We start from the raw sequence: 21,692 nt of genomic DNA, 5'->3' as shown, positions 1-21,692 counted from the left end.
GGGTCCCTGGTGATGTTCCCGGTTGTCTCCCGTTGCGTTTGCAGCCTATTGCTGGTTTGCAGTCTCACTTTCCTCTCCGCCTTCCCAGCTGGTGCTGCGGAAAAGCCAATTCGACTCAGAAATCAAGTTTCAGCGGTATCAGGGGCGGCCGCCGCGCGCCCCCTGCCCGGCCCTGTCACAGGACTCTTCATCGTCCAGTTTCGCGACGCCCTGCAACCCGCATGGCGGGCCCAGCTTGCCGGCCAGGGCGTGACACTGCTGCGCTACGTCCCGGACGATGCATTTATTGCTCGATTCGAAAATGCCACCCCTTCCAGCGTCCGGGCGCTGGAGTTTGTCCGGTATGCCGGCGAATTTCGCTCCGAGCACAAAATAGAATCGCGCCTCAAGGATTTCGCGCCATCGCCAGGGCAAGCGATGGAAGTCGCCGTTCTCCTGGCCCCGGACCTGAGCGAGAACGAGCGCCTTCAGGCTCGAAGCCGTTTTGCAGCCGTGAGCCGGGAAACGGTAATGGGTCCAAGCCGCGTTCTGCGCGGGTCGGTTTCGCCCGAACAATTGAATTCGCTGGCGGAATCAGGAGCCGTGCTCTGGATTGAACCCGCGCCTCAAATGCGCCTTTACGATGAAGTTTCGTCGCGCATCGTCGCAGGTGATGGGCCAGGCAACCAGACCCGCATGCAGTCGCTCGGCTACAATGGCGCGGGCGTCACCGTCGCGGTTGCCGACAGCGGCCTCGACAGTGGCGATACCAATTTCATGCATCCCGACATTCAGGGACGCGTGAAGGCGCTTTTTTATTATGGCAATCCCGGGCAGTTGGAGGACGCCGCGGATGAGCACAGCCACGGCACCCATTGCGCAGGAATCATTGCAGGCAACGGCGCGATCGGCGAAACCGACGAACTTGGATTTCTTTACGGACTGGGCGTGGCGCCCGGGGCGAGCCTGATCGGGCAACGCCTGTTTGATGCGGCAGGCGGGTACGCGCCTCCCCCGAGTTTTGAAACGGTGACGCGTGATGCGAAACGCGCAGGTGCAGACATCGGCTCAAACAGTTGGGGCGACGACACGCAGGGGCATTACGACATCAGCGCGATGGAATTCGATGCCCTGGTTCGCGATGCGGATCTGCTGGCCTTTGGCGACCAGCCTTACATTTTGGAATTTTCCGCGGGGAACGCAGGGCCTGGTTACCAGACCATCGGCAGCCCGGCCGTGGGAAAGAACGTGATCGCCACCGGCGCGTCACAAAATGATCGGTTCAACCTGCCAATCGAGGAGTTTGCGATTTATGCGGACGGCAGCGATGCGATGGCTGATTTCTCAAGTCGCGGACCCTGCGCCGACGGACGCATCAAGCCCGACCTCGTCGCGCCGGGCAGTTGGATTGCATCGTTGCGGTCGGTCTTCGCGAACGACGGCTTCGCGTGGTGGCCGATATCCGAAAGCTATCTCTATCAGGGCGGGACGAGCCAGGCTGGACCTCAGGTGGCGGGCGCAGCAGCCGTTTTCGTTCAATACTGGCGCGCTACGCAGGGGGGAGTTACACCGTCACCGGCACTCGTCAAAGCGGCGTTAATCAACTCTGCGAGTGACATGGACGACGGCATCACGACCGCCGCGGTTCCCAACAATGATGAAGGATGGGGACGCGTGAATCTGCCCGGTTTGATTGGGTCAACACGCAATTACCAGTTCACGGATCAGACGAGTCTTCTGACCAATGGCGCTGTGTTTGAAACGCGTGTGCTCGTTGGGGCTTCTGATGAACCTTTGAAGGTCACCCTTGCTTACACAGATGTCCCGGGTCTTCCCGCGGCAGCCGTCGCTCTCGTCAATGACCTGGATCTCGAAGTGGTTTCGCCGACGGGAGAAATCTATCGCGGCAATCGCTTCAACGACGGCGAATCGCTCCCCGACACGCTGCCAGCTGATTCCATCAACAATGTCGAAGCCGTTCATCTCAGCGAGCCCGTCGCGGGCGAATATCTCGTTCGCGTTCGCGGAACACGTGTCGTGGAGGACGCGCGGATTGACTCGCCAGGCTTGGACCAGGATTTTGCGCTTGTGACTTCTGGCGGATTCGCGCCAGCCGGAACCGGGATCATCACTGCTGATCGCGAGAGCTATCGTGCGCCTGACCAAATGCGGCTGACTTTGGTCGACTATGACCTTGCAGGCCAGGCCAGCGCGGCAGTGCTCGTACGCAGCACAAGCGAGCCAGCCGGAAAATCCGTCCCGCTTTTTCCCAGCCAGAACCATGGAGTGTTTACGGGCTTCGTCGCGACAGTGACAGGCGCACCAAATGGTAACTCACAGGTGCAGGTTGCGAACGGGGATGAAATCGAGGTGGCGTATACCGATGCGTCTCCCCCGGCATCGCGAACATTTACTGCGACGATCGACTTGAATTCTCCTGTCATTCAAAACCTTGGCGTATCGCAGATTTTCGGCGAGGTCTCGGTTTCGTGGGAAACAGACGAGCCTGCCCGCGGGGAAATTTATTTCGGTGAGGGAAGCCCGGCCAGCGGATTGAGCAACCGGGTGTTTGCAACCGAGACCGAGTTCTCGCTCGCCAACCTGCCGCCAAACACCGCGATCCGCTATTTTGTCGTTGCCATCGATGAGGCGGGAAATCGCGCCACGAACGACAACAGCGGTGCCTTCTTTACTGTCACGAACATCCAATCCTCTGCAGTGCTGCTGCTCGATTCTTACACCGATTATGGCGGCCTTATCGCCGCGCCGCCGCTTTCGGGTTACACCGAAGCCCTCGATCGTCTGGGCACGCCCTACGAAGTCTTCGATGCCCGCGACACAGATCCGCCCACGCTGTTGCAACTGCAATCTTATCGTTGTGTCATCTGGCGGATGGACGAACTGCTGGCGCCTGACGTCGCGCTCGTTCAACGACTCGCAAGTTACGTGACGAACGGCGGATCGCTGTTCGTTGCCTCCATGGAAGCAGTGACACGCCTGGGCGAGGCGGGGGCAGCCGACTTCGCGCGGGACATCCTGCAGGTCCAGGCCAACGTGGAGGACATGCCCGTGAATCACGTCATTGGATTTGGCGGCGATCCGGTTGGCGCGGGCATTGATGTTGCGCTGGATTATTCTCCCTACGCGGAGCTTCTCGCGCTGCTGGAATTTGGCGGCGTTACGGATCCCTCCGACTGGATTTCACCCACCACGAATGGAGCTCCGGTCGCGCTCGCAGATGATCAGATTGTCGGCGTGCGTTCGCCTCGGACCGGATTGGATCTTGCCGGAAAGGTGGTCTATCTGTCATTTCCGCTCGACGCCATTCCACTTGGAATCGGAGTTGGAAATAATCGGGCCGGTCTCCTGCGAAATATTCTCGCTTTCCTTACTCCGGAACCCAACACAAGCATCGTTACCCTCGACAGCGACGTTTATTCCCTGCCTGGCCGGGCTCTCGTGGAAGTGGAGGATGCGGATCGGCGCGGCGCGGGCACAATCGAAATCGCGGTTCGTGACTCCAATGGCACGAATGAATTGCATCTGATCCTGGCGGAAACCACACGAGCGGGATTGTTTCGCGGCGACATCATTTTTTCTCCAACCAACAGCGGCGCGCCCGGGATCTTCACTGCAACGCCAACCGGCATGGTCAGCGTTGATTACTTCGATGCATCGGCCAGCCGAACCAATTCTGTCACAGCAACCTTCGATACCAACGCGCCTGTGATTGCGGACGTGCTGATCGAGCCGGGTTACCTGGAAGCGCTGGTTTTCTGGAACACGTCGAAGGCGGCGGATTCGCTGGTGCAATATGGCGAATCGCCCGACCAGCTGCCCATCAACTTCACTGCGTACGACGCGCTGCCCACGACTGAACACGAGCTGTTTCTAACGGGCTTGAAACCCAACACCACCTACTACTTTCGCGTGACGAGCCGCGATCGCGCCGGAAATGCCACAACCGACGACAACAACGGGCAACTCTACAGTTTCACAACCCTCGATCCGCAAGTGCCCCCGTGGAACGACAACCTCGAAGTCAGCAGCCTGGATTGGTCGGTCATTTCGGCGGACGAGTCAGAATCCCAGTGGGAACGTGGAACTCCTGGGGGCGGTCTCGTTCCGAGTTCCGGGACCAATGCGTGGGGAAGCAACCTGGGTGGCGGACCGCTTGGGCATATGGAATCCTACCTGATCAGCCCGGGCATTCTGCTGACAGGCGGCAACCAGGCAACATTGCGTTTCTCACATCAATACGATTTCACGCCCAAGGGCGAAGTCGATTTCCAGCTGGCTGCGATCCAGATCATTACCAACATATCCACGCCGCCCATTCTGCTGCATCAGTTCGCGGAGGATTTTTCCCTCGAGTGGGAGGAGTTTCAGTTCGACCTCACGCCTTACGTGGGGCAGGTCGTTTACATCGTCTGGTATCACTTCGTGTTTTCAATCGATGGACCGCCGCGCCTCGGCTGGCTGATTGATGACGTTTCGATTGAAATGAACACCATTGTGCCGGGGCGAATCGAGGTGACGAACAACCTATGGCAATCGGTATTTGCGCTTTCCGGCCCAAGCGGTAGAACGGGCAGCGGCCGCTCCACGGTCATCACGAACGCCGCACCAGGGCAGTATGTCATCCAGTTTGGGGACGCACCGTATCATGTCACCCCTGCCCCTCAAACGAACGCGCTGGCGGCGGGCGGGACGATCACGTTCGCGGGCAATTACACTTTCCTCGACGCGAATACGAACCAGATCCCCGACGGCTACGAAATGGAAACATTCGGGGTTGCGGATCCCGAGCGGACCATGAGCACGGATAGCGACGGCGACGGCGCAAGCGATTGGGCCGAGTTTGTGGCGGGTACAGATCCAAACAACGCGGTGCCACACCTCCGCTTGGATGTCGAGAAGCTGCAGGGAAATGGAATACGCATGACGTGGAATTCCATTCCCGGAAATCAATATCGTGTGTGGGGCAGCAGCAACCTCGTGGCATGGGTTCCGCTGAATTCCTGGACGCTGGCCGACACCACCCGGGCGGCTTTTACGAACACCATGAACAGCCGTTCAGCCCAGTATCTGCGGGTCGAGGTTGGCGCAGGAACCAGTGCGCGAGCCCCGATCTTCAAAGTGACAACATCGATATCAGCGCAGCGGGACGTCAGACTTAATTGGCCAGCCGCACCGGGCCATGGTTACCGCGTTTGGAGCAGCACGAACTTAACGGAGTGGATCGCGCTAAGCGACTGGATTCGGGCCTCCGCGCATTCCGTGATCTGGACCCCGCCGCCACAGCCTAACCCAGTGTTCTTCCGGATCCAGGCCGAACCGTGATCTGCGCCGAGCCGCCGAAGTTTTGACGCGATCAGAAGCGATACTGCATGCTCGTGAAGAGCATGTGGGCGTCGAAGTCGTTTTGCGCGCCGTAAGTGTCATCTTCCGACGTGTACCAGCTGTAACGCATCTTCCACCGCAAATTGGGTGTCAAGCGGCGGGTCAGCATCGCGCTCACGCCGTGTTCGGCGGTCTCGGCCCCCAATGAGAAACCCTCCGTACCGAGCCCCGTCCTGAAGTTGTCCGCTTCGTAGCGGAAATAGCCAAGGCTCAGATCGGTCTTGTTATCAACGACGAACGTCGTGTTCATGTTGAAGGTCCAGTAATTGTTCTGCGACGCCAGGGCGGCCCGCGTGAAATCGAGGTCCGCGACGGGTGTTTCCGTCTGGCTTTGAACGTAGTTTGCACCGAGCTGCAGCGACATTCTTGACCATGGCACCCAGCTCGCATTGCCTCCAACGATTTGGCTGGTCATTTCCGAGCTTTGCCGTTCCGCGAGTCCCGAGGCACTCGCGGGCCGCGTGTTGATCGTGGATAACTGATATTCGTATCGCCCGGACACAGTGAGCTTTGTCAGCGGACGCCAGGTCGCGCGTAAATTGCCATCAAACGTTTCGAACGCCTGCATCACCAGGTAAGCGGGATAGCGATTCGCCGAATCATTCACGGTGGTGTCTAACTCGTGATCGTAGTCGTAACTGTTCCGCTTGTAGTAAGCGCCCGCGTCGAAGGTCAATGCGCGCATTGGATACCAACGCGCCCCGATGGTGTATTTCTGGAACAGGCGTTCCGTTTCTGTATCGCGACGAATGCGGGCGTTTGCAGGAATGCCGCCGCGTTCATCCAATTGTCCTTCACCCTGCGTCCATTCGCCTCGCGCGTAGAGCACCCAGTTGGTCACGCCCGTATACCGCACGTCCAGCCGCTCCTGGACGTCGAGCGCATCGCCATTGGATCGCAGGGCCAACATCGGCGCAGGGGGATTATTCCCCGTGGTTGGATTTGCAAATGACTCCGCATCCCAATCCTCCTTCTGCACTCGCATCGATGGAATGATCGTGAGGTTTTGCAAGGGAATCGTCATGAGATTCAGGTTCATGACGTACTCCTTGCGATTCATCACGCCGTCAAGATTCACAAATCCCGCACCATTCGCCGCGGCGGGAGAATAGTTAACGTCGAAGTCATCGCCGTAAACACGGCGCCCTGAAAGGCTGTCGTGCAAGTTCGCAAACAGGAACCCTGACGAGAACATCAGGTTGTTCTTGAGCCACGTTTCGGTCCATGCATGCGCGCTGAAGAGGTCGTGGCTCGAACCTTCCCGATGCGTCACCTTTCGTTCGTTCGGTTCGCTCGGGCGAAAATTCATCTTCCTTGCGTTATTGATGTTCCCGACTTCATAGCGAACACCCACGCCGGCTTCGGTTTTTTTGATTGGATGCCGCAGGTCGAGCGCGAAGATGTCGCGCGTTTCGTCAATGTCCCAGAACGATGGCGCGAGGTTTCGCTGAATGCTGAGGTTTGGCGGATGAAAACCGAGGTTCACGGGTCCCCACGCCGTGGACCCTTTTTCACCGTCCCGAAACTGGTGCAGGTATTCGAATGTGATCTGCGGCAGCTTCGCCCTGGTCAGTCCAGCCGTAAATCCGATCTCGCCGCGGTCAATGAACAGGCTTTCGTCATGGGCAGGAAGGCGGAAAGGCGAGGGTTCGAAATGTCCTGCCGGATTGTTGTACCACGTTCTGAACTGTTCAAAATGAAACCGGACGAATCCCAGCTTTTCACGAACGAGGCTCAGGCTAAGGCGGTAATCTTCCTCGCCTGGCAGAGCCCGAAGATCCGTTGAAAACACAGTCTCCTTGTTGACCTGTTTTTGATAATGCAGATCTTCAATGCCGCCGAACATGCCTTCTCCGAGATGCATTCGCTGCTGCGCAGTACCCTTGCTGCCCGACGTGAGCATGCCGCCGTAGGAGATCTCGACCCAATTGCCTGGGATTTCCTCGCCGCCTTCGAACATTTGTTCGGGCGTCAGTTCTTCTTTCGTCTCCTCTTTTGCGTCATCGGCCGCTTCAGCAGCGGGAGCTTCTGATTCAGCGCCGTGCAGGTGTGCGCCGCAAGCCGCAATGGAGGCCCCGACAAAAAGCCGCGCCCACAGGCGAAGCTTTCGTGTGGCCATTCCCCTTCCCGCTTTGCGATTCGTTTCTTGGTGTTTCATCAGCGTTCAGAGTTGATGGTTAATAGCGCAGCGAGGAATTCACGCGTGACCCGTGAACGGCTTCGTGACAGCCCGCCGTCCAGCACGTTCCCTGCTGAACACGGTCGCGGTGTTCAATGCCGCCGATGAGCAGGCTGTCGCCGCGCACCTCCTGGAAGTGGCACTTGAGGCACAGGTTCGAATCGCGCTCCGTCAGCATTTTCGGATTCACACTGCCGTGGGCCGAGTGACATGCCGAGCAGCCTTCACGCATTGCCTCATGCTCGAAGACATGCGGGCCGCGCTGCGACGGGTGGCACTGGATGCAGTTCTCTTCCTTCGATGTGAGCCGCGTGCTGCCGCCCACATGCGCGATCCCCTTGTGCGGTGGATGGCATTGAGTGCAACTCATCTTGCCTTCGGGAACGGGATGATGATGCGGCAGGTTGAACTCGCCGCGAACATCTTGGTGGCACTGATAACAAACGTCTTCCGTGGCGCGGGCGGGGTCGACCCCCTGCCGTCCGAGAGCACTGGTGGGTTGTGGCCGGCCTGACGAGAAGCTGAACGGCGGCTTGATCTCGCCGCCGGAATCGGAATGCACACTGCCCGGGCCATGGCACGATTCGCAACCGGCATTCAGGGCGTTGGCGCCTCCAGTGATCAGGCGTGCATGATCAGCCGTTTGGAAATCTCTGTAAATGGTGTCATGACATTGCTCGCATTCCTTGGAGCCAATGTATTTTGCGCCTGGGTAATCGGGCAGCACGACGACAGCCCGATTCGTGGTGCGGCACGCAAGCATTACTGTGCCCACGACGGCAGCCACCGCCGCGAGCGCAATCCAACGAACCGCGGCTGCTGGAATATTCTTGATCCTGTTTGGAAGTCTCATGGTAATTGCGCCCCTCAGTTGTTCAGTTCCGCCTGGATCCAGGCGCGCGCTGCATCCAGAAGCGTGATCGCGTAGGGACCATTATGCACACCGAAGCTGCCGTCATATTGGACAATGTACAAATTGAATCGAGCCTTCTGGATGTTGATTGGAATCTGAGCCTGCTCCGCCGCGCTCGGTCCCGGCCCGCCACTCGAAAGGCTGCCAGGCGTCGTGTATTCCCAGGCTCTCGCGCCGTATTTTGTACGCAACGCCGCGGACGCCTTCGTGGTTGCCCAAAGATCCAGCGCCTGCTTGAGCTGCTGCACCTGGTTCGATACGGAGAACGTCGTGAACACCGTGAGGAGCTCGGGGAACGGATGGCATTCAGCGCAACTGTTGAATGTTTCCACACGAAAACTGTGGCCCGTCATGGCCGGTTGTGCCTCGCTGACGTATTCCTCAGTAGCCATGTGACATCCCACGCACTGCTTTTCAATCAATCGCGCATGTGCTCCCGCCTGGTTTGGCTTGGTGCCGCCCGAGAGCTCCCCGACCGTGCCGATGAGCATATTATATTGCGGAGAATGATGCGGCGGGCGGCCGCTGCTCGTGAACGACGCGCCACGATGATTGTGGCATTGCGCGCAGACGTTGACGTCCTCTCGATAGGCAGAGGCAAAGCTTCCCGATGTGGAAAGAAAGAAGTCGTTGGTGGAAGCAAGAGGATTTCGCAACTGCGACGGGTTCACCGTATTGCTGTGAGGATCGTGGCACACGACGCAAGTGATTCCCATGTTCGCGTCGTTCGTAACGCTCAGCGCACTGTTGCCTTTCAGCATCGTCAGCCGGGCCGAACCCGAATGGCAGCGCCCGCAACTGTCGACGCGGCTCACAAGGCTCATGTCTTCCGTGACATTGGCGTGACCCGTGCCGCTGAACTCGTCATACGTCGGGTGATGGGAATCCGTATGACAGCCGCCGCACACCTGCGCAGCGATGTCCTTGCGCGGACGCAGCGTGATGTCCTCCTCGTTTGCGGCGTGATTCGCTGACGGGCCATGACAGTTTTCACATTGCACGCCAGCCAGGTTCGGCGTCGCGAGTTCCGAAGTGAAGCCTGTCGGCAGTCCGTGTCCGACCGTGTGACAGGGCAAACAGGAGGCGTTCTTGTCCTGCCCGATCTGCTTCAGGGTTTGTAACGCCTCAGCGTGCCGGGTGTGCATTGCATTGTTGTGAACGTCTGTATGGCATTGGCCGCAAACCTGTGAGCCGGCATAGCGTGGAGAGGGTCCGGAAATCCGGAAGAACGCATTGCTGGAGAGAGTGGTGATCGTGGCCTGGCGTCCGAGCATCGGTGTGCCGACCTGCGTCCAGTTTTTGTCTTGAACCCCTTTCTTCTGGAACAATCGATAATAACCTGGCGGACCTTCCCAATGAACAGTCATCCCGTTCGTTGCGCGATCGACGCTCGTGATCACCGGCCAGCCCGGCATTCCACCTGGCTGCGTCATTGTAAGGTGCGGCACGGGCTCGGCGGCCGATGCATCAGCCGCCCGGGTGGCAATGATGAGGGCGAGACAGCAAATGAGCGGTATGTGAAAAGCGGTTCGCAGGAAGATCATGAAATCTCGTGGGTTGGACCGGCGCTCGTCAGGGGCCGCTGGTGCTATGATTGGATGCCAATTGCCCATAGGGTGAGCACGAGACTATTCGCGCTCTGATGCACACTCTTTCCCGAAATTGGCGGATGCTTACCGCGCCTTGACAACCGAAGGGCGGGAACGCCGAGCGCTAACAATCGTAAAGCGCGCGGGCACTGCGGTTTGCGAAGCAAGCGAAGGCGAATGCATTCGCTGCCTGGTCGCCTCAGGTTTTCCTCGCGCCTCCGAACCGAACTTGCCACGCTGATTCCGCGCCTGCAAAGCCGCTGTTTATGAAACTGTTCTCCCTCTCTTCCCGCCGCCGCAACCTGCTCGCCGCCGCGCGCATGTCCCTGCTCGGCATTGCCCTGCTTTCCGCAATTGTCGGAGGTGGAGTGGCCATTCTCCTGACGCGGAATTCCACAACGGCGCACCGTCCACTGGTCCGCAGCCCCCTCAGCGAAAGCACGCGCGCCATGCTCCAGAAGCTGGATCGCCCCATTGAAATCCGCTTCTACTCGCTTCTGGATCCTGCGACGACCACGGCTGAGACGCAGGCTTTTGCCGAACGCGTCGCGCAACTGGTGTCCGCCTACGAAGTGGAAGCCGAGGGACAGCTCCGCGTGCAACGCATCAATGCAGTTTCGGATCCTGATGCTGCAACAGCGGCGGCTCACGATGGGCTGCAGGCATTTAATGTGCATGCCGGCGAGGCATGTTTTCTTGGCATCACGGTGTCGGGGGGGGATCGCCGTGAAACACTTCCCCTGCTCTCCCCTGAATGGGAGCCGGCCGTCGAGGCCGACCTGAGCCGCGCAATTGCGCGCGTCGCCGCCCCCGCCGAATCATCTCGCCCGAGTGTTGCCGATCCCACTCTGCGCGCCGCGTCGATCGAGCAGGTGCAGCGCGTGATTCCGTCCGGGGATTCCGTTTCACTGGAGGATGGAAAGCAACAGCTCCGGCAGGCTGCAGTGCAGGAATTGAAAAAGGTCTCCGAGGAAACCGCCATGATGATGCGGGACGCGCAGGAGAAACTTGCGCGTGCACAGGCGAGTGGAACCGACTCAGAACAGCAGGCCGCGCTGCGCGAACTCCAGCAGGTCCAGCAATCCCAAATGCAAAAGATCAAGGAAATCAGCGCGCGATCGGAAGCGCAGATCGAGGCGTGGGAGGGATTGAAGACGGCGCGTCAATAATAATTGGATTTCTCCCCGGCCCGACAGCGACGGGCAAGACCGTTTGAAACCCGCGTCCCACGCTCGTTATCGACAGAGATTTTGATTCCCTCGCAGGCGGTCGACGCGTTATTCTCGCGCACGTTCTCGAACGAGCAACTGTTGGAGCTACAGACCTGAATATGTCCTGGATTGACTATTGGTATTCCGCGAATGGGAACCTCGCTGTCGGTCTTTTTCTTTTTTCCTATGTCCTCGGCTGCTTCACGTCTGGCTATTATTTCGTGCGCTGGTTCACTGACCAGGACATCCGCCTGATTGGCAGCGGCAACGTTGGCGCCCGAAATGTGGGCAGATTGCTCGGGAAAAAGGGCTTTTTTCTGACTGTCGTCTGTGACGTCTTCAAGGGAGTCCTGGCGGTTTGGGTGGCGCATCATTTCACAAATGATCCCCGGATTATTCTCCTGAGCATGATTGCCGTGGTGGCGGGGCACGTCTGGCCGTTGCAATTAAGGTTTCACGGCGGCAAAGGAATGGCGACTTCGATCGGCACGCTGCTCGCGTTCGATCCCCAGCTGGCCGCGGTGTTCGCCGTGCTGTTCATCGCTCTTCTGCCGGTGTTTCGCCGAACCGTCCTTCCGGGATTGATTGCCATGGCCTGCCTCCCACTGGCGGACGTGTGGCTGCATCCGCAACCCGCCCACGTGACGCTTCTTTCCGCATGGGCCGCCATCGTGCTGCTCGCGCATCGCCGCAATTTCGTCGAGGAATTTTCATTATTGGCCGCGCGCCGCAACCAACCGCAACCCGAGCAATCGCAACCATGACTTCACGCGAGCCGCTGGTTTTCAAGTTTGCCTCCGAAGACTGGGAGTTTGAGCAGATTCACCGCTTGAACTACAAAACGTTTGTCGAAGAAATCCCCCAGCACCAAAGCTCGCCGACGCATCGGCTGGTCGACAAATTCCACGCCGAGAACACATACCTGATCTGCCTCTGCGGAAACAAGGTGGTCGGCATGCTTGCCGCACGCGGCAACCGCCCCTTCTCCCTTGACCAAAAACTCCCCAATCTGGATTCGTATTTGCCTGCAGGCCGAACGGTCTGTGAAGTCCGTCTTCTGGCCATCGAGAAGAAATTCCGGGGCGCGCAGGTGCTGCAGGGATTGCTCGCTCTCCTGTGGCAATACAGCATCGAAAAGGGTTACGACTCGGCTGTGATCTCTGGCACGACGCGGCAGTTTCGGCTGTACCAGCATCTTGGATTTGTTCCCTTCGGCCCCGTGGTGGGCAATGGCGAGGCGCAGTTTCAGCCAATGTTTGTGGCGATGGAAACATTTGAAACCAGTGCGCGGGAATTCCTGCGCTCCTCGGTTTCGCGCGCGTTCCAGCCAAGCTCCGTCAATTTTCTCCCCGGCCCTGTTGCTGTTCGGCGGCAGGTTCGCCGCGCCTTTGAACAGGCTCCTGAATCGCATCGCTCGGATGCGTTCATGAGAGATTTCAAGGCTGCGAAACAGCTTCTGACCCAGCTTGTGGGGGCCGGGCGGGTGGAACTGCTTCAAGGTTCAGGCACTCTGGCCAACGACGTCATTGCCGCGCAGCTGTCCCTCGAGGAGCGTCCTGGCATTGTGCTCTCCAACGGCGAATTCGGACAGCGCCTGGTCGATCACGCGCGCCGCTTCGAACTGAATTTCCAGGCGGTCGCATTTGCGTGGGGGGCGCCATTCGATTGGTCCCGCATCAGGCAGTCGCTTGAATCAGCAGAGAAGCCAGGCTGGCTGTGGTGCGTGCATTGTGAAACTTCGACGAGCGTGCTGAACGACCTGGCAAGGCTGAAGACGCTCTGCGCCGAGTTCGATATCCGGCTTTGCCTGGATTGCATCAGCAGCGTCGGGACCGTTCCTGTTGATTTGTCAGGCGTTTACCTCGCCTCCTCTTCCAGCGGCAAGGGTTTGCGTTCCTATCCGGGCATTTCGATGGTGTTCTACAATCACGAATTGAAACCCGCGGCGCGTCCACTGCCCCGTTACCTGGACCTTGCCTACTACGCGCAGCAAGGCGGGGTTCCATTCACTTTTTCGTCGAACCTCCTGCATGCCTTGCACGCGGCGATCAAGCCGGTCGATTGGGAACACCGCTTCAATACGATCAAGGGGATTTCCGATTGGCTGCGCGCGCGGCTGGTTGAAATGGGATTTGCAACAGTTGGGTCAAGCACGACCACGTCGCCCGCCGTCATCACGATTGCGCTCCCGCCGGAACTTAATTCTGTGAAGACATCTGAGTTGCTGCAGGAATCGGGGTACCTTGTCAGCTACAACAGCGAATATCTGCGGGCGAAGAATTGGATCCAGATCTGCCTGATGGGCGAATGCGCGCGGGAGAAAGTCGTGTCAGTTGCGAACGCGCTGCAGCGGATTTGCAACCGCAACTCCAATTTGTCCAACGCCAAAACTCAGGCTTGAGAACCGCTGCCAGTGCACTTCCAGCCTGACGCCACCAGCCCTTTGTAACCGCCGATCAGCGAAAACACCTTTTTGTATCCCATCTGCTGCGCGGCATCAGCGGTCAGCGCCGAGCGAAATCCGCCGCCGCAATACATGATGATCTCGGTGTGTTTGTCGGGAAAGAGCTTCTCAAGATCGCGCTCCAGAATCCCCTTACCCAGGTGAACCGCTTCAGCCGCGTGACCTTCCTTCCATTCGTGATCCTCACGCACATCGATCAATATGGCGTTGGGATTTGCCGCGAGCCGGGCGCGGGCATCTTCGACGTTGATTTCGTTGATGCGGGTTTTCGCTTCGCTCGTGAGCTTGAGAAATCCTGGTGAATGATCCATGGCCGAAAGTTAGTGGCCCGACAGCGCGGGTCAAGGCTGTGAATCCCGCCAAGGCACTTTCGACAAAACAAAAAAGGCGGACCGTTTCCGGTCCGCCTTGAGATTAAAACTACGGCTCAGCGATTGCCGTCGCGAGGTCCACGACGATCGCCACCTCCGCGCCGGCGATCGCCACCGCGGTCGCCGCCTCGGTCACCGCGATCACTGCGGGGCGGCCTGTCACCGCCTTGTTCGGATCCCTGTCCGCCTTCGCCCTGTGTTTCATAACCGGCGGGCGGCTGTTCAGGAGTGGTGCCCATTTCCTTGTCGCGATCTGCCATTGCAGCTTTGCGGGAGAGTCGCACGCGGCCTTTTTCGTCCACGCCAAGGCATTTCACCCAGATGTCATCGCCAATCTTGACGATGTCCTCGGTCTGCTTGACGCGGAAGTTTGCCAGCTCACTGATGTGAACCAATCCGTCCTTGCCAGGAAGGAATTCCACGAAGGCGCCGAATTCCTTGATCGTCACGACTTTGCCGCGGTAGATCTTCCCAATCTCGGCCTCAGCGGTCATTCCGACGATCGCATCCTTGGCAATCTTCATGCCTTCTGACGACACGGAGAAGATGTTCACCGTTCCATCGTCTTCGATGTTGATCTCGCAACCTGATTCCTCGACCAGTTTTTTGATGTTCTTGCCGCCGGGTCCGATCAGCGCGCCGATCTTCTCCGGGTTGATCTTCACGGTTTCGATCCGCGGTGCGTACTTGCTGATCTCAGCGCGCGGCGTGGCGAGCGTCTTGGCCATCTCACCGAGGATGAACAGGCGCGCGACCCGGGCCTTCTCCACCGCTTCCGTCATGATCTCGTGCGGGATGCCCTTGAGCTTGAGGTCCAGCTGGAATCCCGTGATGCCCTTCTCCGTTCCCGCAATCTTGCAATCCATGTCGCAGAAGGCGTCTTCCCAGCCGATGATGTCGGTCAGCAACTTGTAGTCGGCAATCTTCTTGTCGTTTGCGTAGGTGGTGCAGATGCCGATGCTGATACCAGCGACCGGACGAATCATGGGAACGCCTGCGTCCATCAATGCCAGCGATCCGGAACAAACCGATGCCATGGATGTGGAGCCATTGGACTCCATGATTTCGCAGGTCACTCGCACCGCATAAGGATACGTGGTGAGCGGAATCATGGGTTCGATCGAGCGTTCGGCAAGCGCGCCGTGGCCGATTTCGCGGCGGCCGGGCCCGCTGATGCGTCCGGTTTCGCCGACCGAATAGTTCGGGAAGTTATAATGCAGGATGAACTTTTTCTCGCTCGCTCCGCCTGTGTAGGAATCGAATTCCTGCGCGTCTTCTCCCGTGCCGAGCGTTGCGAGTGCAACTGCCTGCGTTTCACCGCGGCTGAAGAGCGACGAACCATGCGCGCGCGGCAGGATGCCGGCTTCGCAAATGATCGGGCGAACAGTATCCAGGTTGCGTCCGTCCAGGCGCTTCTCCTCTTTCATGATGAGGCTGCGCACGGCTTCCTTCTGGATATAGTAGAACGCGTCGTTTACGACGAAATTTGTGATCTTCTCGGCGCCGTGCTTTTCGAGGAGCTTCTTGGCGACTTCATCCTTGATTGCATTGACCGCAGCTTCGCGGGCCATCTTGCCGGGGTTCAACAATGCGGGAACGATGCGATCGCCAGCGAGCGACTTGGCTTCGTTCAGGATTTCATCAGGAACGATGTTGAGCGTGATGTCGCGCTTCTTCTTGCCGACTTTCGCGACCAATTCCTTCTGTGCCTGGATCATCGGCTGAATCGCTTCCTGCGCGAACTTCAGCGCGGCATTGAAATCAGCTTCCGAAATTTCCTTGGCCGAACCTTCGAACATCACCATGTCGGACTCATTTCCGACGTAAACGAGATCGAGGTCGCTTTCCGCCATCTGCACGTGGGTGGGGTTGGCAATGAACTGGCCACCGACCCGTCCAACGCGAGTGGCACCGAGCGGACCAGCCCATGGAATGTCGCTGACCATGAGCGCTGCTGACGCGCCAAGAACGGCGAGCATGTCGGGATCGTTTTCGCCGTCGGCGCTCAACGGCATTGTTTGCACCTGGACTTCATTGTACCAGCCCTTGGGAAAGAGCGGGCGAATGGGACGGTCGATGATGCGGGAGGTGAGAATTTCCTTCTCGGTGGGACGGCCTTCGCGCTTGAAGTAGCCGCCGGGAAACTTTCCGGCTGCAGCTGCTTTTTCGCGGTAGTCGACCGTCAACGGAAAGAAGTCCTGTCCTTCCTTGGCCTTGGTGGCGGCGACTGCGGCGACGATCACAATCGTTTCGCCGAGTTGAACTGTCACGGCACCGTCAGCCTGCTTGGCAAGCTTGCCGGTTTCTATGATGACTTGCTTGTCCCCGATTTGGGCGACGACTCTTTCTGGCATTTTTCCTTTTTTGTCTGTGGCCGCCGAGAAACTTCAGTGAATCCCGATGAAACTCGGGACTGAATGAAATTACCCAGGAGCCTTCAGAACCTTTGCGACGCGTGGGTTTAAACACGAACTGGACCGACGCGCCCGCGGTCCAGGTTCGAAGTGGAAAAGCCAGCCGAAGGGCTGGCTTTTTGAAATCAATGACGAAGCTTGAGCTTCTTGGTGATCGCCTGATATCGGCTCACATCCGTGCTGTGAAGATAATCGAGAAGACGACGGCGCTGGCCGACCATCATTAGCAGGCCCCTGCGGGAGCTGTGATCCTTCTTGTTGGTTTGCAGATGCTCCGTCAGGTGATTGATCCGTTGCGTGAGCAAGGCGATCTGAACATCCGCCGAACCTGTATCCTTCTCGTGCAACTTAAATGATTCAATCGTCTTCGTTTTTGCTTCCATATCAATTATTCCGAAAATATTAGCAGCGGAATCTAGATTCGTCGTGGCTTGGTGTAAAGCTCTTTTCCCCGGAGAAAGTCGGACCGGCATGGGTTTTCACCCGAGCCGGTCCGTTACGTCTAACAAACAACCGCCCCTCCCTGCCGACGGTTCGAGAATCTGTTGGCAGCGAGAGTTAAGCCGCGCCGTCTTTTTCCCTGTATGGGGCAAAGACCCCAATCCTCCTGCAAAACAAAAACGGCGCGAACATGACGTCCGCGCCGTACTCCGATACCCCCTGAGCGCCCCCGGCTGCATTTGCCGCCAGGGAAAATCCCGCCATTACTTCAGGGGCACCGTGGCGATCGTCTGCAGCACCCGGCCCGCGATCTTGTAAGGATCGCCCTGCGAGTTCGGACGGCGATCTTCCAGGTAACCACGATAGTTGTTGTTGATGAAGCTGTGGGGAACGCGGATCGATGCGCCACGATTCGCCACACCATAGTTAAACTTGTCGATCGATTGCGTCTCGTGCAATCCCGTGAGGCGCAGATGATTGTCCGGCCCGTAAACGGCGATGTGCTCGTTCTTGAACTTGTCGAAAGCTGCCATCAAGCGTTCGAAGTAATCCTTGCCGCCCACTTCGCGCATGTGGTCCGTTGAGAAGTTCGTGTGCATGCCTGAGCCGTTCCAATCCACATCCTTGCCGAGCGGCTTGCAATGCCAGTTGACATCGACGCCGTATTTTTCGCACAGGCGCAGCAGGAGATAGCGGGCCATCCAGACCTGGTCAGCGGCGGTTTTCGAACCCTTGCCAAAAATCTGGAATTCCCATTGGCCCTTTGCGACTTCCGCGTTGATGCCTTCGTGGTTGATGCCAGCGTCCAGACAGAGGTCGAGGTGTTCGTCAACAATCTGGCGGGCGAGGTCGCCCACGTTCTTGTAACCCACGCCGGTGTAATACTCGCCTTGAGGTGGAGGAAAACCGCCGCCGCTCGGGAATCCCAGCGGCACACCATCCTGGTAGAGGAAATATTCCTGTTCGAAACCGAACCACGCGCCGGGGTCGTCAAGAATGTTTGCGCGGGAATTGCTCGGATGCGGCGTCTTGCCATCCGGCATCATGACTTCGCACATGACCAGCGCCCCATTCTTGCGGGTGCTGTCGGGGTAAACGGCCACAGGTTTCAGCATGCAGTCGGAGCTGCGGCCTTCGGCCTGGCGGGTGGAACTGCCGTCGAATCCCCACATCGGCAGCTCTTCCAGTTTCGGGAACGCCGCAAATTCCTTCACCTGAGTCTTGCCACGAAGATTGGGAACGGGCTCATACCCGTCCAGCCAGATATATTCTAATTTGTATTTCGCCATTTTGAGTGTTTGTGTGTGACTGAATTGGTTGTTCAATCCAACTGCGCCACGGGTTCGGTCTTGAACTATGGTTGCGGAGTTCAGCAGGGAAAATGCCAGCAAGCAAGAACTTTGCAGTGCCCGCTTCGTCACGTGCATCCCAGCCCTGTCAACAGCAGGTTTTATCACCGTTGGACCATTTTCACGACTGCAACAAACTGCGAGAAGGCCATCGCTCAAGCCTGTCGATGTTCGACCGCTCTGCGCGAATTTGCACAATCGTGAAATAAAATTCAGCCAATCGAAGAGGAATCTTGAATCGGCCCTGGTTGTGAATTCCGCGTGGCTGCCGGGCGGCCCTGCCGTCGTCTCACGCATGCGGCTGCTGGACATCACGAATCCTTTGCCTATCTTTCGCCCAATGCCCACGGTTTCGCACCATCTCCTGGCGATCGAAGCCCCGCCCGGATTCGGTCCAGAGTTGCGGCGCCACGGCTTCGAAGTCGTCTCCGCGGCAGATTCCGATACCGCCTTGTCGCTGCTGCGTTCGGAGTCCTTCGACCTCGTGTTGCTCGACGTGTCGCAATCGTCCGCAACTGCATTGGAATTGTTCGGCCAAGTGCACCGCGCCGCGCCTCATTCCGCGTTCGTGGTTTTGATCGGGGAAGGCGGCGAACAATCTGGTGAAGCCGTGCTTCACGCCGGTGCGCAGGATTTTCTTGTCCGCTCCAGCACTTCAACCGCGGCGGTCGCCAGCGCCGTTCGCAAGGCGCTGGCCCGCCACGCTGCCCAGGCCGCTTCGCGCCGTGACCGGCACCTGCTGGAAATTTTGATGAACAACATCCCTGACGCGATTTACTTCAAAGATTGCGAGAGCCGGTTCATCAGGATCAATCAGGCACACGCGCGGCGTTTCGGTCTCGAGAATCCGCTTCACGCGCTTGGGAAAACCGATGCGGACTTCTTCAGCGCCGAGCACGCCCAACAGGCGCGGGAGGACGAGCAGGAAGCCATTCGCACGGGGAAACCGCTCGTGGGAATCGAGGAAATGGAAACGTGGCCCGACGGCAGCATTTCCTGGGTATCCACGACGAAGATGCCGCTGCGGGATCCGTCGGGACGCATCATCGGCACCTTCGGAATTTCCCGGGACATCACGGCACGGAAAAAGGCTGAACTCGCCTTGGAGGAGCGGACCCGCCAGCTGCAGCAGAAGAACCAGCAGATCGCGGACGAGCTCAAGATGGCCCGCGAACTTCAACTGGCGATGCTTCCCCAAAGATTTCCGTGCCTGCCGCCGCATCTGCCCTATCCCGAAAGCGCCCTGGAGTTCTTCAGCTTGTTCCTGCCGAACGGCGCGGTGAGCGGTGACTTCTACGATGTGGTCGAACTGTCCGACACAACGGTCGGCGTGTTCATCTGCGATGTGATGGGACACGATGTTCGAGCCGCGTTGATCACCGCGATGATGCGTTCCCTGGTCCAGGATTTGGGCCATGCCTCGGCGGATCCGGGAAAGCTGTTGGGGCAGATCAATCACGCTCTCGCCGGCGTGTTCAAGCTGAGTGGCACCACCATGTTCGCCACGGCATTGTATCTGATTGCGGATGTCGACAAAGGCGAGCTGCGCTACGCCAGCGCCGCTCACCCTGATGCCATTCACGTCCGGCGCGCTGCAGCCGAGGTGGAACCCCTGGGTGGAGCGGCGAAGTCGAAGGGTCCGGCTCTTGGACTGTTTGAAGACGCCATTTTCCCAACCGCCCGGCAGGACATCGCAGTCGGCGATCTGTTGTTGCTCTTCACTGACGGTCTCATTGAAGCGGAGGGGCACAACCATGAATGCTTCAGCGTCGAGCGCCTGATGGCGGCGGTGAAGGCGCGGTCGCATCTGCCAACAGCTGAACTGTTCGCAAAGGTAATGGCCGACATTCAACAATTCTGCGGGTGCGCAGAGTTTACGGATGATGTTTCGGTTGTGGGTGTTGGCGTAAGGCGTGTCGGCCCCGCGCCGGAAAGTTCCTGTCCGATCGGCGCGCCGGACTTGGCGCAAAACGTTTGAATCACCTATGAATAATTCCCAACCGTTCCACGGCGTGGCTTCGGTCCTTGCGATGGCGTCGCTGTTGTTTGTGACAGGTTCGCTGCACGCGCACACAAACCTTTACGTTTCAGCCGATGGTTCCGCGCAGTTCACAACCGTTCAGGCGGCGGTGATGGCTGTGCCAGCAGGCAGCAGCAGCAATCGCGTTTTCATTCACATCAAGCCCGGCACGTATCGCGAAGTCATCTACGTTCAGCGCGAAAAAAGGTTCTTTCATTTTATCGGCGAGAGCGCGGAGAAAACCATCCTCACGTTTGACCTCAACGCGAACATCAGGGGGGCCGACGGAAAACCCATTGGCACGTTTCGCACCCCGACAGTCTTGATCGACGCAGAGGATTTCACGGCGGAGAACGTCACGTTCGAAAACTCGGCAGGGCCGGTGGGACAGGCTCTGGCGATTCGTGTGGATGGCGATCGCGCGGCCTTTCGCAACTGCCGCTTCCTGGGCTGGCAGGACACCATCCTGTTGAATCGCGGGAGGCAGTATTTTGAGAACTGCTACATTGAAGGGCACGTGGATTTCATCTTTGGCGGAGCCACGGCGTACTTCGAAAAATGTCACATTCATTGCCTGCGCAACGGCTACATCACCGCGGCATCCACGCCGGACACACAGAAGTTCGGTTTCGTTTTTGCGAATGGCCGGATCACGGGAACGAACGATGTGAAGACCTACCTCGGCCGCCCCTGGCGGAACTTCGCCAGCACGGTTTTCCTGAACACAAGCATGTCCGAGGTGGTTCGTCCCGAAGGCTGGCACAACTGGAACAAGAAGGACGCCGAGCAAACCACGCGTTACGCAGAGCACGGAAACACGGGGCCAGGCGCAGTAGTGGAGAAGCGTGTTCCGTGGATTCGCCAGTTGTCGGACGCCGAGGCGAAAGCGATTACTCCGCATTCCGTGCTGGGTGGCGCGGACGGATGGAATCCGCTGAAGCAGGTGGGGCTTGATTCACAGTAAAATTTCCCGCAGGTGACGCTTCCATGTTTGAGTGGCTCAGGCACATCAGGAACTGCAAACGCGGATAAGAAGATCTACCACGAAACACTCGAAACATTCGAATCACACGAAGCTCGCGCCAGCAAAGAGATGCTGTAAGGAAACGCGCCCCTTCGAATGACGCCCTGATGCACAGCTGTGCAGTCCCATTCGGACTCCCTCTCTTCCGCTCGGAGCGGAGGAGAGGGCTGGGGAGAGGAGGAGCGTTTAAACCTGGTCAAGTCCTGATCTAAATTTGTCACTTCGCGCGGAGCGGAAGTGACCTGATTATCTTGTCCGCGAAGCGGCTCGACGGGGTGGTCGGCGAGTGGGGTAGCGCCGATCGGAGCCGGACCTCGAACGCTCGTTCGCGGCTC

The 21,692-nt window shown here is 58.4% G+C and carries 13 protein-coding genes; 6 read left to right on the top strand and 7 right to left on the bottom strand.

The genetic code is table 11. The annotated features are described in order from the left end of the window. Nucleotides 1–249 precede the first annotated feature (249 nt). A complete protein-coding gene (locus VEH04_05930; protein ID HYG22305.1) occupies nt 250–5,322 on the top strand; it encodes a S8 family serine peptidase in 5,073 nt (1,690 codons plus the stop codon). 31 nt (nt 5,323–5,353) lie between these two features. On the opposite strand, the gene VEH04_05925 is transcribed toward VEH04_05930, so the two are convergent. The 3 genes from VEH04_05925 to VEH04_05915 are packed head-to-tail and all read right to left on the bottom strand — an operon-like array spanning nt 5,354 to nt 10,018. Beyond that, complete coding sequence (locus tag VEH04_05925) at nt 5,354–7,540, bottom strand: hypothetical protein (GenBank protein ID HYG22304.1); 2,187 nt, start codon at nt 7,538–7,540, stop codon at nt 5,354–5,356. Nucleotides 7,541–7,559: 19 nt separating this feature from the next. Next, a complete protein-coding gene (locus VEH04_05920; GenBank protein ID HYG22303.1) occupies nt 7,560–8,414 on the bottom strand; it encodes a cytochrome c3 family protein in 855 nt (284 codons plus the stop codon). Nucleotides 8,415–8,428: 14 nt separating this feature from the next. Further along, entirely contained in the window at nt 8,429–10,018 is a 1,590-nt protein-coding gene (locus VEH04_05915; protein ID HYG22302.1) for a multiheme c-type cytochrome, read from the bottom strand. Between the two features lie 311 nt (nt 10,019–10,329). Between VEH04_05915 and VEH04_05910 the strand changes: the two genes are divergently transcribed. The 3 genes from VEH04_05910 (at nt 10,330) to VEH04_05900 (ending at nt 13,675) form a co-directional block, all read left to right on the top strand. Continuing rightward, nucleotides 10,330–11,232 carry a Gldg family protein gene (locus VEH04_05910; GenBank protein HYG22301.1) on the top strand — a complete coding sequence of 301 codons (903 nt, stop codon included), beginning with the start codon at nt 10,330–10,332 and terminating at the stop codon, nt 11,230–11,232. 161 nt (nt 11,233–11,393) lie between these two features. After that, on the top strand, nt 11,394–12,038 hold the full coding sequence (locus tag VEH04_05905) for a glycerol-3-phosphate acyltransferase (protein ID HYG22300.1): 645 nt from the start codon (nt 11,394–11,396) through the stop codon (nt 12,036–12,038). Further along, on the top strand, nt 12,035–13,675 hold the full coding sequence (locus VEH04_05900; GenBank protein ID HYG22299.1) for an aminotransferase class V-fold PLP-dependent enzyme: 1,641 nt from the start codon (nt 12,035–12,037) through the stop codon (nt 13,673–13,675). Before VEH04_05905 ends, VEH04_05900 begins: the two co-directional genes overlap by 4 nt. On the opposite strand, the gene VEH04_05895 is transcribed toward VEH04_05900, so the two are convergent. The 4 genes from VEH04_05895 to VEH04_05880 all read right to left on the bottom strand — a co-directional run bounded on the left by VEH04_05895 (nt 13,666) and on the right by VEH04_05880 (nt 18,253). Beyond that, the gene (locus VEH04_05895; protein HYG22298.1) at nt 13,666–14,049 is read right to left on the bottom strand and encodes a rhodanese-like domain-containing protein; all 384 of its coding nucleotides are present in this window, start codon (nt 14,047–14,049) and stop codon (nt 13,666–13,668) included. The two genes, VEH04_05900 and VEH04_05895, sit on opposite strands and share 10 nt — an antisense overlap. 116 nt (nt 14,050–14,165) lie before the next feature. Then, entirely contained in the window at nt 14,166–16,463 is a 2,298-nt protein-coding gene (gene pnp / locus VEH04_05890) for a polyribonucleotide nucleotidyltransferase (protein ID HYG22297.1), read from the bottom strand. Nucleotides 16,464–16,648: 185 nt separating this feature from the next. After that, the gene (gene rpsO, locus VEH04_05885) at nt 16,649–16,906 is read right to left on the bottom strand and encodes a 30S ribosomal protein S15 (GenBank protein ID HYG22296.1); all 258 of its coding nucleotides are present in this window, start codon (nt 16,904–16,906) and stop codon (nt 16,649–16,651) included. Nucleotides 16,907–17,227: 321 nt separating this feature from the next. Then, entirely contained in the window at nt 17,228–18,253 is a 1,026-nt protein-coding gene (locus VEH04_05880) for a glutamine synthetase beta-grasp domain-containing protein (GenBank protein ID HYG22295.1), read from the bottom strand. Nucleotides 18,254–18,563: 310 nt separating this feature from the next. On the opposite strand from VEH04_05880, the gene VEH04_05875 reads away from it, so the two are divergent. Then, the gene (locus VEH04_05875) at nt 18,564–20,291 is read left to right on the top strand and encodes a SpoIIE family protein phosphatase (protein HYG22294.1); all 1,728 of its coding nucleotides are present in this window, start codon (nt 18,564–18,566) and stop codon (nt 20,289–20,291) included. Nucleotides 20,292–20,298: 7 nt separating this feature from the next. Further along, nucleotides 20,299–21,297, top strand: a complete 999-nt coding sequence (locus tag VEH04_05870; protein HYG22293.1) for a pectinesterase family protein — start codon at nt 20,299–20,301, stop codon at nt 21,295–21,297. The last annotated feature ends 395 nt before the right edge of the window (nt 21,298–21,692 follow it).

The sequence above is a fragment of the Verrucomicrobiia bacterium genome, assembly GCA_035629175.1.
GTDB lineage: Bacteria > Verrucomicrobiota > Verrucomicrobiia > Limisphaerales > DASXHY01 > DASXHY01.
The sequence above is the reverse complement of the archived record's forward strand: the minus strand, read 5'-3'. Positions and strand labels throughout refer to the sequence as shown.